A 15146-nucleotide genomic window follows, 5' to 3' on the forward strand; every position below is an offset into this window, starting at 1 on the left:
CACAGGTCACGCAGTAGGTACCTGAGCAGAGGCTCGCCAGAACCCGAATCGCCACCCACGACCCCCGCCTCCCCTACGGCACGAACACCGGCTGGTCCAGCGCCCAGAGCCAGGAGCCGTCCGGCTGACGGCGGGCGACCTCGATGGTCGTCTCACCGGTGGTCAGCGTGGACGCGGTGAGCGCCAGGTCGCCGCCCACCAGCGCCGGATGCTGCCTGCCCGGCAGGAGTTCCGGCGCGGCCGCGACGAACTCCTCGTACACCTTGCGGATCTCCGCGTGCCCGGTCGCGATGTTGCCCGGCGGGAACGCCAGTACGGCGTCCGGTTCGTACAACGCCACCAGTCCGTCGACATCGCCCGCGTTGCCTCGCTCGATGAAGAACTTGCCCAGATCGTTCGGCTCGGTGGCCACAGTCCTGCTTGTCATGCGGATGAGCCTCGCAGCGAATCACGACATCCTGTGTCGTGTATTCCGCTAGAGTTTTCCCATGCGTGCCGACCGGCTGGTCTCGCTGGTGTTGCTGCTGCGGCACCGCGGCCGGCTGTCCGCGACCACACTCGCCCGCGAGCTGGAGGTCTCCACCCGCACCGTGCTTCGCGACATCGAGGCGTTGTCCGCGGCGGGTGTCCCGGTCTACGCCGAACGCGGCAGGCACGGCGGTTTCGCTTTGCTGCCCGGTTTCCAGACCGAACTCACCGGGTTGAACCACGACGAGGCGCTCGCGCTGCTGATCACCGGGTCACGGCGCGGCGCGCAGGCGTTCGGCCTCGGCTCGGCGCTCGCCTCGGCCATGCTCAAGGTGATCGACGCGCTGCCGGAAAGCCAGCGGGACACCGCGGCGGGTGCGGCCAGGCGGCTGCTCGTCGACCCGGAGATCGACCTCCTCTCCCGTCGCGAGGCCGCCGAGGAGGTGTCCGACGCGATCGTCGCCGAGGTCCGGCGGGCGGTGTTCGCCGGGCACAAGCTGCGCATCCATTACGCGCCGACGGGGCGGGCGGCGCAGTGGCGCACGGTGGACCCGATCGGGCTGGTCACCGTCCGGGACCGGGGTTACCTGCTGGCCACGAGATCCGGTGAGGACCGCACCTACCGGCTGTCCCGGCTGCGGGCCGCCGAGGAACTTCCGGAACCGGCGCAACGACCGGACCGGGTCGATCTGGACCGGGTCTGGCAGGAACGCAGCACGCGGTTCCGGACCGGCGGCGACCAGGTCGCCGTGCGGGTGCGCGTGGCCCCGGGGCGGCGGGAAGACCTGGTGGGCACCGCGCTGGCCGTCCTCGCGGAGGAAACCGACGAGGACGGCGGGCTGCGACTGGAGGTGACCTTCCAGGACGCGCGCCACGCCGAATGGGCGTTGTGGCAGCTCTCCACGGACGCGGAAGCCCTCGCCCCGCCGTGGTTACGCGCCTCCCTGCGCGACCGCGCCGCCGCGATCACCAGCCGCTACGACGCGCCGTCCTGACTCCGGTGGCTTGTCGGCCGCCCGGCCGGTGCCCCCAATGTGGCATTGGGGACGCTGAGTGTCCCCAATGCCACATTGGGGACACTCCTCGGCGCGCGCCGATCTCCGTATCCGCGCGAGCCCTGCCGCCTTTTCGTCCTCGGTGACATCGGGCTTGAGAGTGAACCCGATGCAGTGGGAGATCTTCGGATTCCCTTTCACACGGAAGCGAAAGCGGCGGCGTGGTCGCGGGCGAAGTCGACGATGTCCCGCGCGGGTTTCCCGGTGAGATCGGCGACGGACGTGTGGACTTCGGCGGCTTCGCCTCTGGCGTAGTGGGCGTAGTCCTCGACGAGGCCCTCGATCTGCCAGGGTGGGAGCAGACCGGTCAGCGCGGCGGCGAACTGATCGGCCGTCGTGTCGTGGAAGGTGACGCTCCGCCCGGTGGCCGTGGAGAGCGCGTCGGCGATCTGGCCGTGGGTCACCGCGCGGGGTCCGGTCAGCGTGTAGGTGCGGCCGGCATGTCCCGGACCGGTCAGCGCGGCCGCGGCGGCTTCTGCGATGTCCCGGGTGTCGATGGCGCTGACTGCGGCGTCGCCGATGGGCGCGGCGAAGAAGCCCTGCGAGATGGTGCCGGCGAAGGCGAGCAGCGCTTGCAGGTAGAGGTTGGGGCGCAGCACGGTGTGCTCCAACCCCAGTGATCCGACATGTGCCTCGACTTCGGCGTGCCACCGCAGGAATCGCACCGGCGAGTCCGCCTCTGCCGCGTACTGCGAGAGCAGCACGAGCCGGTTCACGCCGGCGTCCCGGGCGAGGTCGGCGAACCTCATCTGGAGTGAGGCGGCGTCCGGCGCGGAGGGGCTGTTGAGGAAGGCCGCGTCGACGCCTCGCAGCGCCGCGGTGACCGATCCGGGATCACGCAGGTCGGCGACCACGGTTTCGGCGCCGGGAACGAGGTGACCCGGGTCGCGGGTCATGGCGCGGACGGTGACCCCGCGGGCCTGAAGGGCGGGGATCAAGGCGGATCCGACGGTTCCGGTCGCGCCGGTCACCAGCACGGTGTCCATGGTGGAGTGTCCTTTCGTTGCGGAGATCAGTGTCGTGTCCTTGCCGCGGGAACGAGCGACACCGCGAGGGCGATGACCGGCGGCGGTGAGCGCCAGCCCCTGACGGATGGTGGACCCGGCGAGGTTCACCATCGCAGGCGTCGAGAATGACCAGGAACATGGCGGTCGCCAGGCCGATCATCGCGACCCCGCGCCCTGTCCGTGTCGTCGCTCGTACTGTCATGCCGAAACGATCGCGCGGGAACCACTCCGCTCGCGTCGGTGACAATCGCCTAGTTCACCTCGCTAGGGTTCGGACCATGGCCCCGACGTCCTCCCGCTCGCTCGTCGGCAGGCGGGACGAGATCGATCGCCTCCTCGCCCTTGTCCACGCGGCGGGCCGCGGCGAGGGCGGGGTGCTCGTCCTCCGCGGTGAGCCCGGCATCGGCAAGAGCGCGCTGCTGGACCACGTCGCCCACGCGACGGCGGAGAAGTTCCAGCTCATCCGCGCGTCCGGTTCGGAGTTCGAGGGTGAACTGCCCTTCGCCGCGCTGCATCAGCTGTGCGTCCCGGCGCTGGCGCGTCTCGACACGCTGTCCGCTCCTTACCGTGACTCCCTCCTCGTCGCGTTCGGGCTGGCCGACGGCGCGCCGGACCCGTTCCGCGTCGGTCTCGCCGCGCTCGAACTGCTGGCCACCGCCGCGGGGACGCGGCCGATGCTGTGTGTGGTCGACGACGCGCATTGGCTGGACACCGCCTCGGCGAGGGCGTTGACGTTCCTGGCGAGACGGATCGCGGCCGAGCCGATCGCGATGGTGTTCGCGGCCCGCGACCGGAAGCCGGTCCGCGGGCTGGACGAGCTGCCCGGGTTGACGGTCGGTGGCCTGAGCGACGCGGACGCGCGTGCCTTGCTGGCCGAGGAGAAGACCGTGACGTTGGACGAGCGGGTGCGTGATCGCCTGCTCGCCGAGGCACGCGGCAATCCGCTGGCCCTGATCGAACTGCCGAAAGCGGGTGGCTTCGCGCTGCCGGCGCCGTCGCCGATCGCGAGCCGGATCGAGCGGAGTTTCCTGGCGAGGATGGCGGAACTGCCCGCGGACGCGCGGCACCTGCTGATCCTCTCGAGCGCCGACCCCACCGGCGACCCCGCCCTGCTGTGGGCGGCCGCACGGCGGTGGGACCTCGACGTGCCCGCCGCGAGCGCCGCCGCCGAAGCGTCCGGGCTGATCGTGTTCGACACGCGGGCGCGCTTCTGTCATCCGCTGGCGCGCTCGGCGGCGTACCGCGCGGCCGAGCCGGAGCGGCGCCGCGCGGCCCATCGGGCGCTGGCCGAGGTCACCGATCCGGAAGCCGCGCGAGACCGGCGGGCCTGGCACCGTGCTCAGGCCACCACCGGACCGGACGAGCAGGTCGCGGCGGAGCTGGAACTGTCGGCGTCGCGTGCGCAGGCACGCGGGGGTGTCGCGGCCGCCGCCGCTTTCCTCGAACGCGCGGCGGCGCTGTCACTCGACTCCGCCAAGCAGACCGAACGCACGCTCGCGGCGGCGCGGACGACGCTCGAGGCGGGCGGGACGGACGCGGCGGCGGATCTGCTGGCCAGCGTCGACACCGAAAGCCTGGCTGTCCCCCAGCACGCGTCGGTGGACTTGCTGCGCGGGCGGATCGCCTTCGTGCAAGGCGCGGAGGGTTTCGTCCGCGGGCCGGAACTCATCCTGCGGGCCGCGCAACGGCTCGCCGGAGTCGACCCGGAGCGGTCGCGGGAGTGTTTCGTCACGGCGCTGGAGATGGGGCTCGTCGTCGGAAGGGCCGCGGGCGTCCTGGACCGGGTCCTCGACGCGGCCCGCTCGGCACCACCGGTGTCCGGGCCGCCGGATCTTCTCGGCGCGCTCGTGCGGTTGACCACCGAGGGACACCACGCCGGCGTACCGGCGCTTCGCCGGGTCCTCACCGGCGACGACGCCGGCTGGACCAGGACACCGGCCTTGGCCACCGTGCTCGCGGGTGAACTGTGGGACATCGAGCTGCACGCGACGATCGTCGGCTGGCTGGTGCGGACCGGGCGAGGCACGGGAGCGCCGATGACCATCCGGCTCGGCCTGTCGCAGGTGGCGCTGCACGCGGTGCTCACCGGGAAGTTCGGGCAGGCGATGGCCGCGATCGCCGAAGAGGAAGCGATCGCGGACGCCGTCGGCGATCCGCCGCAGCTCTACCCGAGAGTGCATCTGGCGGCGATGCGGGGCCGCCGTCAGGAGATGCTCGACCTGTTCGCCGAGGCGACGAGCCAGGGCAACGGCCAGCTGACCGCGAACGCCCACTGGGCCACGGCCGTGTTGTACAACGGGCTCACCGAGTACCCGGCGGCGCTGGACGCGGCGAAGCGGGCCGTGGCGAGCGGCGACCTTTTCCTCGCCGGTATCGCGCTGCCCGAACTGGTGGAAGCCGCCGTCCGGTGCGGTGAGGACGACGTCGCCCGGTCCGCGCTGGACTCGCTGGCCGACCGCACGGAACCCGCGGGCACCACGTTCGCCCTCGGTGTCATGGCGGGTGCGCGGGCGCTGGTCAGCGACTCCGAAGACGACCACCGGGAAGCCCTCGAACACCTGGCTGATGGCCCGCTCGCGGTGCATCTCGCGCGGGCGCACCTGCGGTACGGGGAGTGGCTGCGCCGCGCGGGGCGCCGTCGCGACGCACGCGAACAGCTGCGCGCCGCGCACGAAAAGCTGTCGGAGATCGGGCTGGAGGCGTTCAGCCGGCGGGCCGCCGACGAACTGCGCGCGACCGGGGAGGTGGCCCGAAGCCGCTCCGAACGCTCCTACGACCACCTGACCATGCAGGAGACGCACATCGCGCGCCAGGTCGCGGCGGGCGCGACTTCGAAAGAGGTGGCCACGCGCCTGTTCCTCAGCCCTCGCACGGTGGACGCCCACCTCCGCAACATCTTCCGCAAGCTCGGGATCACCTCGCGCCGGCAGTTGCGGGACATGCCCGACCTCCGCGACGCGGATCAATAACGCGAGGAAAAGGGTCCGGCGCCGAAGGACGCTTTCCCCGCATGCCATGCGACGAAAGCTCCCTTCACCACACGAGACGCGGGGAAAGTCCCCTTCGGCCGCGTATGCCAGAATCGCGTTCCGGTAAGACGCGCTTTCCCGTACCCCGCCGGACAGGAAAGATATCTTTGGAGTGAACATGTCCCGGATCGATTCGCCAACGGCTTGCGAACCGAATATTCGACGCCCACTCTGGGTTCGGCTATTCGACTCGCGGGCTCTGAGGGGGAGCGATGCGGTTCTACGACACCGAGTACCCGGCCGCCGTCTTTCGGGAAGCGGACTGGATTCGTTCGAGTTACAGCGGGCCCAATGGGGGAACCTGCGTGGAGGTGAATCTCGGCGACCGCGCCGTCACCGGGGTGCGCGACAGCAAACTCGGGCGGCGTTCGCCGATACTGGCCTTTCCCGCCCGCAGTTGGCAGGCCCTGCTCGAGGTCCTGAAGGGGCGCGACCGGCCGTCGCCCCGGGACGGTGCGGGCGGTGACCGTGGACGATCGGCAACCACCCACGGACCAGACCGTTCGCCGTGATCTCGGCGAGTTGCTGACCGCCGCGCGGAAGAACGCGGGCAAGCGGCAGGTCGACATCCAGCGGCTGATCGGGAAGTCGCAGAGCACGGTGACGAAGATCGAGCACGGGACCACGTCGATCTCCCACGAGGACCTGGGCCTCTGGATCACCGACTGCGCGGTGGAAAGCCGGCTTTCCGAGACGATGTGGATGCTGTGGAGCAGGGCGAACGCGCCTCGGCGCGTCTGGTCCGGCGAACGGATCGGCACCCCGGAATGGTTCGTGAAGGTACTGGCGACGGAGGCACGAGCCGCGGAAGTCCACTCCTGGACCGGCGAGCGGATCCCCGGCCTGATCCAGAGCGAGGCCTACATGTACGACCAGTTCGGCGGCACCGGGCTCAGCATGGAGGTCTCGCCGAGGTTCACCCAGCGCGTGAAGCGGCAGGAATTGTTCAACCATCCCGCCAAGGATTTCGTGTTCGTGATCAGCGAAGCCGCGCTCGACCGGTTGTGCGCGCAAAAGGACGACATCATCGAAGACCAACTCGGTCATATGCTGTCACTGACCCGGCGTGCCAATGTCACCATTCGCTACGTCCCCTACCGCGCGGCCGCGTATGTCGATCCGGATTTCATCATCTTCCGTCGCGCGGACCACGGAAAAGACATCGGCTACAGCGAGAACAGCGCCGGTATCGACTGGTCGACCCGGCGGTCCATCAAGACCTACGCCAAGGCTTGGGACGCACTGCTGGACACCGCCGCCACCGCGGACGAGACCCGTTCGGAATTGCACCGCCGGTATCAGCGGCAAAGGTCCGTCGACCCCGATCGCGAGTGAGCCTTCCTTCGAGTGCCGTCTATTGCGTCAGGTCACTCGGCCGCTACGTTCGGTCGAGAGGTTCAGGGTGGAGACGAGGAAGGGAATGGCCGTGGCCGAAGAGGCGTATCCGCCACCGGGGATCGACATGCGCAAACCCAGCGTCGCCCGGGTTTACGACTACTACCTCGAAGGCACGGCCTCCTGGGCCATCGACCGGAAATTCGGTGACCGGGTGCTCGGCGAATTCCCGATGCTGCGGCCGATCGCCAAGGCCAACCGCGTTTTCCTGCACCGGGTCGTCCGCCATCTCCTGCGCCTGGGGATCACCCAGTTCATCGACATCGGCGCCGGACTGCCCACCATGCGGCACGCCCACCAGGTCGCCGACGACGTGGCGCCGGGCAAGGCACGCGTGGTGTACGTCGACTACGAGCCCGTCGCGGTGACCCATTCCCAAGCCCTGCTGGAAGAACACGGCGATCCCCGGCGCCACGCCGCCGTCCACGCCGACCTGCGCGCGCCCGACCGGCTGTGGGCCAAGGTCGCCGAGCAGAAGATCCTCGACCTCGACGAACCCGTGGCCGTGCTGCTCATCGCGGTCCTGCACGTCCAGCAGCCGGCTTCCTCGCGCAGTGGCGACACCGGCGACGTCGGCCCCGCCTCCGTCGAACGCTATCGGGAACTCGTGCCGAGCGGTTCCTATCTGGCGATCTCCCATATCACCGACGAAGGTGTGCCGCCGGAATACGAAAAGCCGCTGGTGAAGCTCAAGGAACTGTACGACGGCGGCAGCAGTCCGGTGATCTGGCGAAACCACGGCGAGATCCGGGAATTGTTCGGTGAATTCGACCTTCTCCCGCCAGGATTGACCTGGACCACGCAGTGGCATCCCGAAGACGCGAGCCCGGCCGAACCGGAGATCACGTTCGCGACCCCGAACGGCTCGCTCATCCTCGGCGGTGTCGGCCGGAAGCCCTGAAGCGACCGGTTCCCGACTCGCTATGGTGGTGGGCACTCCCCCCGGAGACGAGGAGTCGCGACCTGAACCGAAAGGGGTGGAACCACGGATGGCACCGATTCCGGATTCCTTCCCTCTCGATTGGACCGATCAGCGGCTCCAGGAACTGCGGAATGCGTTGAGCACGGCGATCTACCGGGACCGGGACATCGAACTCGTCGCGGTCGGGGCGGGGGTGCCCCCGGCCCGGATCTCCTGGAATCAGCCCGCCGAACGCCTGTGGTTCGACGTTCTCAACGAGGCCGCGGCACACGTTCGGGTGAAACAATTGCTGACCGACGTCGGGGACAAATGGCCTGCCTTGGCCGTCCGCATCGACGAGTTGTCGAAGACGGCGCCGGTCCTCACCGCGCGGATCCCCGAGGGCCAGGCTCCCGCGTTGACGCCCGATGACGGGCGCTGGACCAACTTCGGTGGCCTCGAGCGGCAGATCTTCGACGACGAGGAGACGTTGTTCGACGTGTCCTTCCTGGAACAGGGCTTGGACAGGGCGAAGTCGGTCTGCCGGCTGACGGTGTCGTTCGAGAAGGCGGGCTGTCACGGCACGGCGTTCCGGATCGGCCCGCGGACGCTGCTGACGAACCACCACGTCCTCCACGACTGGCGGTACGGCGACAGGCGGGCGAAGGCCGTCCAGGCGGAATTCCACTACGAGCTGGACAGCGCCGGCACGCCGCGGACACCGGTCGTGATCCGGTGCGATACCGCGTCGATCGACGGCGACCGGGCGCACGACTTCGCCGTCGTCACCACCGCCGGGCCGATGCCGGACGACGTGCCGATCGTGCCGCTCCACCGGGCCGCCGTCGTCGAAGCCGACGACCGCGTCTACATCATCCAGCATCCGCGGGGCCTGCCGAAGAAGCTCGCCATGCACCACAACCTCGTGCGTTACGCCGATGACGACGTGGTGCAGTACTGGACCGACACCGAAGCGGGTTCGTCGGGCTCCCCGGTGTTCGACAGGTATTGGCGTGTCGTCGCGCTGCACCACCAGTGGGTGCGATCGACGGCCGGCGACGGCGTCGCCTATCGCAATCAGGGACGGGCCATCGGCCGCGTGGTGGAGCGTCTCACCGAACTCGGCATCCCTCCTGGCCGGGAGTGACATGGTCCGTTGGATCCACTTCCCCGACTGGGGCGACGGCACCGCACGCCTGTTGCACGACACCCTCAACAAGGCGTTCTACCTGCGTGACGACCTGATCGACATCTACCTCGGCGTCGGCTTGGCGCCGTACGAGGTCGACTGGGGCCAGCCTGCCGCGCAGCTGTGGCCGACGATCACCCGTGACGCCGCCGACGCGGGACGGCTGGCCCACCTCATCGAGCTGGTCAAGGCCCGCTGTCCGGCCGTCGGGCCGGATCTGGACGCCGTGCTCGCCGCGCACAACACCGACGGCAGCTGGTATTCCCCACGGGAACGGCATTTGTCGCTGCTGCTCGGGCCCGGCTGCCAGCGCGCGCTGCTCGACCGGCGCGACCTGCGCGCGCATCTGGTGGACCTGGCCAGGAAACAGTTCCCCGTCCTCAGCATCACGGGCGAACCCGGCAGCGGGAAGTCCTACAGCCGCCACCTCATCCAGCATATGGCCGGTGATCCCGCGCTCGCCTGCGAATTCAGGCTCGTCAACGTCGAGGACGACTTCTACGACCACGTCGACGCGACCGGCTTCATGACCGCCCTGGCCGCCAGGCTGGGCCTGCCCACCGATTTTCCCGTCGACCAGCACACCGAACAGGCCCGCACGGTCCGGGAGCTCGTCGACGTCTTCGTCGGCCGTTTCGCCGCCCTGCCGAAGAAAATGCGGTGGATCTTCATCGACGGCCTCGACCGGCCGCAGGTGTCGTCGGGGGTGCACATGGTCGTCGCCCAGCTGGCGAAGGAGGTGGAGGCAGGTCAGCTCCCCGGCGCCAGGCTCATCGTCACCGGTCATCCCGGTGACTTCTCCCCCGCCGTGCTGGAAGTGCTCCGGCACGAGAAGCTGACCGGCGTCACCACTTCGCACCTCCAGGGTTTCTTCCGCGGGCTCGCGGACCACGTGGGCAAAGCGATCTCGGACGACGAACTCGAGGCACTGGTCGATCAGGTGCTCGGCGAGGCGGACCTCGACGACCTCCGCGTGCTCGGAAGCGCCGCGTGCCGGGCCGCGCACCTGCATTTCACCCCGGCGGGTGCGCCATGACCTCTCCGCACGAACTACGGCTGCGCGCCACCCTGCTGTCGCATTACGAACTGCCGTGGCTGGGGGTGGGCGCCGAACTCGCCGAGAAGGCCGGGCCGGCGCTGTTCCCGGATTCGACGAGGGTCCGCACCGGCGACGGCCACCGGCATTGGCGGCTCAACGACTCCGTGCGCCGGTCACTCGTCCTGCAGGTCGGCTTCGCCGCGCTGCGCGACACCTGGGAAAGGATCCCGCGCCGGCCGTCCGACGACCGGCAATGGGCGATCGATCAGTACGTCGGCGCGGGGGCGCCGGTCGATCTGGACTCGCTCAGCCTTCCCCGGCTCCGCGCGGTGGCCTGGCTGGCACGCTGGCTCGGCGGGGCCGCCGAACACGTGCCGACCGGGGACGAACTGGCGAGGGAACTCGGCGTCGGCGAACTGCTGGAACCGTTCCGGGTGCTCGCGGGCGACCATTTCGTCGGCCGCGCGGAGGTGTTGCGCGCACTGGAAATCCGGTTCCGCGACGGTGGCACGCCGGTGCTCGTCCACGGTCTCGGCGGGATCGGCAAATCCGCGGTGGCCGTCCGTCATCTGCTGAACCTCGCCGATCGGCGCCGTGCTTTGGTCGCGTACCTGAACTTCGACCACAGCGCGGTCGATCCGGCGGAACCGGTGAGCCTGGTCGCGGCGATCGCGCGGCAGGTGACCGTGCAGCTCACGGATCCGGCCGCGCACGACGCCGTCGCGAGCCTGGCCACCCGGTGCCATGACCGGCTGCGCTCGGGCAAACGCGTCGTCGAGTCCCCGAGCGCCGGCAGCAGCGGCAGGCTCCCTCACGAGGACCTGATCGAGCGGCTGGCCGGTGCCCTCGGCGGCGAGCGCCTGCTGGTCGTCTTCGACACCTTCGAGGAGGTGCAACGGCGCGACCGGCCCATCCAGCGCCGGTTCTCGGACTTCCTCGGCGGGCTCTCGCGGCGGCTGGAGCGGCCGTCGATCGTGCTCGCGGGCCGGTCGCCCGCGCCCGGACGGGACTTCGACGAGATCCGACTGGACGGGCTCGACCACGACGAAGCCGTCGACCTGCTGCTGAAGCTCCTGCCCGCGCATCCGCCGCCGGACGCGCGGCGGATCGTCGACCAGGTCGGCACCAGCCCGCTCGCGCTGCACCTGGCCGCCGGGGTGCTGCGCAACGCCTCGGACGACGAGGCGCTGCGGGACATCGCCGTACACCGGGGGACGATCGAGGGTGAGCTGTACCGGCGCCTGCTCGGGCACATCCAGGATCCGGATGTCCGTCGCCTCGCCCATCCTGGGCTGACCTTGCGCCGGGTGACACCCGAGCTGATCCAAGACGTCCTCGCCAAACCGTGCGGTGTGGACGTGCCCGACGCCGAACGGGCGTTCGCCCTGTTCGACGGCTTGGCGCGCGAGGCGATGCTGGTGACCCGCGCGCCCGGCGGGCGGGCGGTGGTCCACCGCGCCGACGTGCGGCAGACCATGCTGCATCGCCTCGCCGCGGATGAATCCGTCGTGGCGAAACGGATCCACCGGACGGCCGTGAAGTTCTACAGTGGACAGAGCGGGGTGGCCGCCCGCGCCGAGGAGATCTATCACCGCCTGATGCTCGGCCAACGGCGGGAAACCCTCGACACGCGCTGGGACGGCCGGGTGCTGGCCCATCTGCTGCCGACGCTCGACGACCTTCCTCCCGCGTCCAAGGCGTACCTTGCCGCGAAGTCCCCGACGCTGTCCGTCTCCGACGAGGACCTTCGCCAAGCCGACACCGAGGTCGGCAGACGACTGGTGACGCGCCGGGCCGCGGAACTCGTCAGCGCGGGCAACGGCGAAGACGCGCTGCGGGAACTGGACGAGCACATCGGCCGGACGGACGACGAGTCCCCGGTGCTGAGCGGGCTGCGGGTGCAGGCGCTGGAGCAGCTCGGCCGGTACGAAGAGGCGCTGTCCGTCGCCGTCGCCGAACGCAAACGCCTGGCCCGCACCGGCGCGATGCAGGACTTCGTCCTCTTCACCCTGCACATGGCCAGAATGGACGAACGGCTCGGACAGGCCGGCCGGGCGAAGCCCTACCTGCTCGAAACACTCGGCCAAACCCGCCGCCTGCCGCCGACCGGCCCGCATCTGATCTGCCGGTTGAGTCTTCTCGTGTGCTTGCTCCGGTTGCGCCGGTACGGCCTGCCGCTGGGTGAAAGCCTGGCGGACGACCTGGGCACGGAAGCCGTCACGGTCGCCGATCGGCTGTCGATCAAGGAGATCACCGCGATCCCCGGCCTACTGCGCGACCTCGCGGCCGAACTGGGGGAACGGTCTCCCCGGCTGCTGAACGCCGCGCTGCGCCGGATCGGCCTCGCCGGCACGGAATCCGAGCTCGCCCTCGATCAGGACGACCCGACGGCGCGGGACATCGCCGAGTCGTACCAGTCGGACGCGGAATCCGCGCTGTACCGCGATTATCAGGACCACGGCGACTCTGTCTCACCGCACGGCACGCTTCCTTTCGGTGACGGCGCCGAAGGGGAACTGGCGAGGCGGTTCCACCGGTCGGGCCGGGCGGCGGAAGCGTTGCCGCACTACGACCGCGCGATCGGGCAAGGCGGGCGGATCGCGCCGCTGCTGCTCGATCGCGGCCTCGCGCATCTGGCGCTCGACAACGTGCGGGACGCGGAGCGGGACCTGTCCGGCAGCCTGCGTCTTGCGCGCGAAGAGGATCAGGGCCTGCTGCGCGCCCACGGCCACCGGAGCTTGGGCACGCTCGCCAGGCATACCGGCGACTTCGCGACCGCGCTGCGGCATTACGAAATTTGCCTCCGCCTGTATGCCGTCGAGGCGCCGGACCTGCTTCCGGCGGCGCAGCTGGACCAGGCCAAGGCGCTGCTCGACGCGGGGCTGTCCGGCGAGGCCGACACCGTGCTGGACGAAGCCTTGCCCGCGTTGCGCAGGCAGAGTTCGGGGCACGAACTGGCACAGGCGGAACTCGTCGCCGCCGCCGCGAAACTCCTCCAGGACGATCCCGAGGAAGCCCGCAAGCTCGCCGCTTCGGCGCAACGACGCTTCGCCCGGCGGCACGACGACGACTGGGTGGAGATCGCCAAGCTGACGCGGCTGCGGGTGGACACGGCACTGGCACTCGCCGGGACACCCGCCCGATCCGCGTCGGTGGCCAGGGCCACCGCGCTCGCCGACCGCCTGACCGAGTTCGGCCTCTCCGGCGAAGCCGCGACGGCGAAACTGCTCGGCGTCCGCCTGGCAGTCCACAAAGGACAGCTGGATGTCGCGTTGTCCCTGCTGCGGCAGGTACGCCGCCCCGGCAAGAACGCCCCGATCGAGCAGTGGGTGCTCTGGCATCTGGCGCGTACCGAACTCGCGGCCGCCTCTGGCCACGGTCGTGCCCTGACCCAAGCGCGGCGCGGACTGACGGAACTCAACGCCACCAGGGACCGCCAAGGCGGGATCGACGTGGTGTCCGGTGCCGCGGCGCACGGCAGGGAACTGGGCGAGCTGGCCGTCGAACTGGCCCTGCGGCAGGGAGATCCGCAAACCCTGCTCCGTGTCCTGGAGCAGACCAAGGCGCAGGTGTACCGCTACCGCCCGCTGACGGAGTCCCGCGACCCGATCATGCGTGAGCGGGTGGACGAGATGCGGTCGGTGGCGTGGTCGTTGCACTCCGCGCGCCGGGAAGGGAAGCCCGCCACGCGCCTGGCCGCGCGGCTTTCCGAGTTGCAGCAGGACATCACGCGCCTCGCGTGGCATTCGAGCCCGTGGGGAAGCCCGCGGCCGACCGCCGATCTCGCGAGTATCTCCGCGCAACTGGGAAGCCGTGCGCTGGTCGGTTTCGCCCGCTCCGGCGAGACCTGGTCCGCCGTGGTCGTGGTCGACGGCGACGCGCACCTCGTCGAGCTGGGCTCCGCGTCCGAAGTGGACGAACAGGCCCGGAGGCTGCATGCCGATCTCGACGCGCTGGCACCGGACGATCTCCCCCGCCCCCTCGTCGACGTCGTCGCCAGATCGGCTTCACATTCGGCGGAGCGGCTCGACCGGGATCTGCTGTCGCCGATCATCCGCGTGACCGGCGAGCGGCCGCTGATCATCGTGCCGACCGGCAACCTGCACGCGGTGCACTGGGGAGCGCTCCCCTCGCTGGCGGGCACCGCCGTCACGGTCGCACCGTCGGCGACGGCGTGGCTGGCCGCGGAAGACGTCGCCCAACGGCCGGGTGCCGGAGCGGTCGTGCTGGTCTCGGGGCCGTATCTTCCGTCGGCCGTCGGCGAGGTCGACGGCCTCCGCGCCATCCATCCGGGGGCGTGGACGCTGACCGGCCGGGACGCGACCGTCTCGCGGGTCCTGGACGCCCTGGACGGCGCCGAACTCGCCCATGTGGCAGCGTATGGCCAGCACGAACCCGGCAACGCGCTGTTCTCCCGCATCGAACTCGCCGACGGTCCCTTGTACGCCCACGAGTTCGCGAATCTGCGCCGCCCGCCCCGCCAGGTCGTGCTCGCCGCCAGCGAACTCGCCCTCGCCCGCATCCGGCCGGGCGACGAAGCACTCGGGTTCGCCGGCGCGTTGCTCGCGTCCGGTTCGGCGACGATCGTCGCGGCGGTCAACCGAGTGGGTGATCAGGCGGCCGCGGCGGTGTCCGTCGAACTTCACGAGGAGCTGCGGCGTGGCCGGTCCATGGCCGAGGCGCTGGCCGAGGTGGTGGGCCGGGATCCGCTGCGCCGCCCGTTCATCTGCCTCGGCAGCGGCCATCAAGTGCCGTCGCGCTGAGCCTTCGAATTCGTCAGATACCGGAATCGATCGCGTCTGCGCTCAATGGTCACCCGCACGCGCCGGACAGGCGCCGTCCGTGCGGCCGCGCGGACGGCCTCGACGGCACCGGCTCGCGAATATTCGAGCCTGCGCCATTTCTCACCCAGGAGAACTCACCCCACTGTGCTTTACTGTGAAGTAGAAAGCGGCATGCCGCACCGAAAGTGAGCTCGACTCACACTTTCGGGTGCATTTTCGTAAATGGCGGGAGGGGAATTCACGCTTCGCGCCGGAGCGATTATTACCCCTCGACCGCTC

At 70.1% G+C, this 15146-nt stretch carries 10 protein-coding genes; 8 read left to right on the forward strand and 2 right to left on the reverse strand.

Annotated elements, in window-relative coordinates; translation table 11 throughout:
• Window positions 1-73 precede the first annotated feature (73 nt).
• Window positions 74-412 carry a nuclear transport factor 2 family protein gene (locus tag ACIHAO_RS35860; RefSeq protein WP_125789601.1) on the reverse strand — a complete coding sequence of 113 codons (339 nt, stop codon included), beginning with the start codon at window positions 410-412 and terminating at the stop codon, window positions 74-76.
• Window positions 413-488: 76 nt separating this feature from the next.
• On the opposite strand from ACIHAO_RS35860, the gene ACIHAO_RS35865 reads away from it, so the two are divergent.
• Window positions 489-1463: a helix-turn-helix transcriptional regulator gene (locus ACIHAO_RS35865; RefSeq protein ID WP_396565528.1), complete on the forward strand. Its 975-nt coding sequence runs from the start codon at window positions 489-491 to the stop codon at window positions 1461-1463.
• Between the two features lie 197 nt (window positions 1464-1660).
• Here ACIHAO_RS35865 and ACIHAO_RS35870 read toward each other — a convergent pair whose 3' ends face one another.
• Window positions 1661-2509, reverse strand: a complete 849-nt coding sequence (locus ACIHAO_RS35870; protein WP_396565530.1) for an NmrA family NAD(P)-binding protein — start codon at window positions 2507-2509, stop codon at window positions 1661-1663.
• Between the two features lie 299 nt (window positions 2510-2808).
• Here ACIHAO_RS35870 and ACIHAO_RS35875 point away from each other — a divergent pair, with 299 nt between their 5' ends.
• The 7 genes from ACIHAO_RS35875 to ACIHAO_RS35905 all read left to right on the forward strand — a co-directional run bounded on the left by ACIHAO_RS35875 (window position 2809) and on the right by ACIHAO_RS35905 (window position 14846).
• The gene (locus tag ACIHAO_RS35875; protein WP_396565532.1) at window positions 2809-5499 is read left to right on the forward strand and encodes an AAA family ATPase; all 2691 of its coding nucleotides are present in this window, start codon (window positions 2809-2811) and stop codon (window positions 5497-5499) included.
• 272 nt (window positions 5500-5771) lie between these two features.
• Window positions 5772-6071, forward strand: coding sequence for a DUF397 domain-containing protein (locus tag ACIHAO_RS35880; protein ID WP_396565534.1), 300 nt, complete (start codon window positions 5772-5774; stop codon window positions 6069-6071).
• Entirely contained in the window at window positions 6022-6894 is an 873-nt protein-coding gene (locus tag ACIHAO_RS35885) for a helix-turn-helix domain-containing protein (protein WP_396565536.1), read from the forward strand. The genes ACIHAO_RS35880 and ACIHAO_RS35885 overlap by 50 nt, the downstream gene beginning before the upstream one ends.
• Before the next feature lie 85 nt (window positions 6895-6979).
• Complete coding sequence (locus tag ACIHAO_RS35890) at window positions 6980-7855, forward strand: SAM-dependent methyltransferase (protein WP_396565588.1); 876 nt, start codon at window positions 6980-6982, stop codon at window positions 7853-7855.
• 88 nt (window positions 7856-7943) lie between these two features.
• A complete protein-coding gene (locus ACIHAO_RS35895) occupies window positions 7944-9002 on the forward strand; it encodes a trypsin-like peptidase domain-containing protein (RefSeq protein ID WP_396565538.1) in 1059 nt (352 codons plus the stop codon).
• A 1-nt stretch (window position 9003) separates the two neighbouring features.
• The gene (locus ACIHAO_RS35900; protein WP_396565540.1) at window positions 9004-10080 is read left to right on the forward strand and encodes a hypothetical protein; all 1077 of its coding nucleotides are present in this window, start codon (window positions 9004-9006) and stop codon (window positions 10078-10080) included.
• Complete coding sequence (locus tag ACIHAO_RS35905) at window positions 10077-14846, forward strand: CHAT domain-containing protein (RefSeq protein ID WP_396565542.1); 4770 nt, start codon at window positions 10077-10079, stop codon at window positions 14844-14846. The genes ACIHAO_RS35900 and ACIHAO_RS35905 overlap by 4 nt, the downstream gene beginning before the upstream one ends.
• Window positions 14847-15146: the final 300 nt, after the last annotated feature.

Source organism: Amycolatopsis sp. NPDC052450 (genome assembly GCF_044547565.1).
Classification (GTDB): Bacteria; Actinomycetota; Actinomycetes; order Mycobacteriales; family Pseudonocardiaceae; genus Amycolatopsis.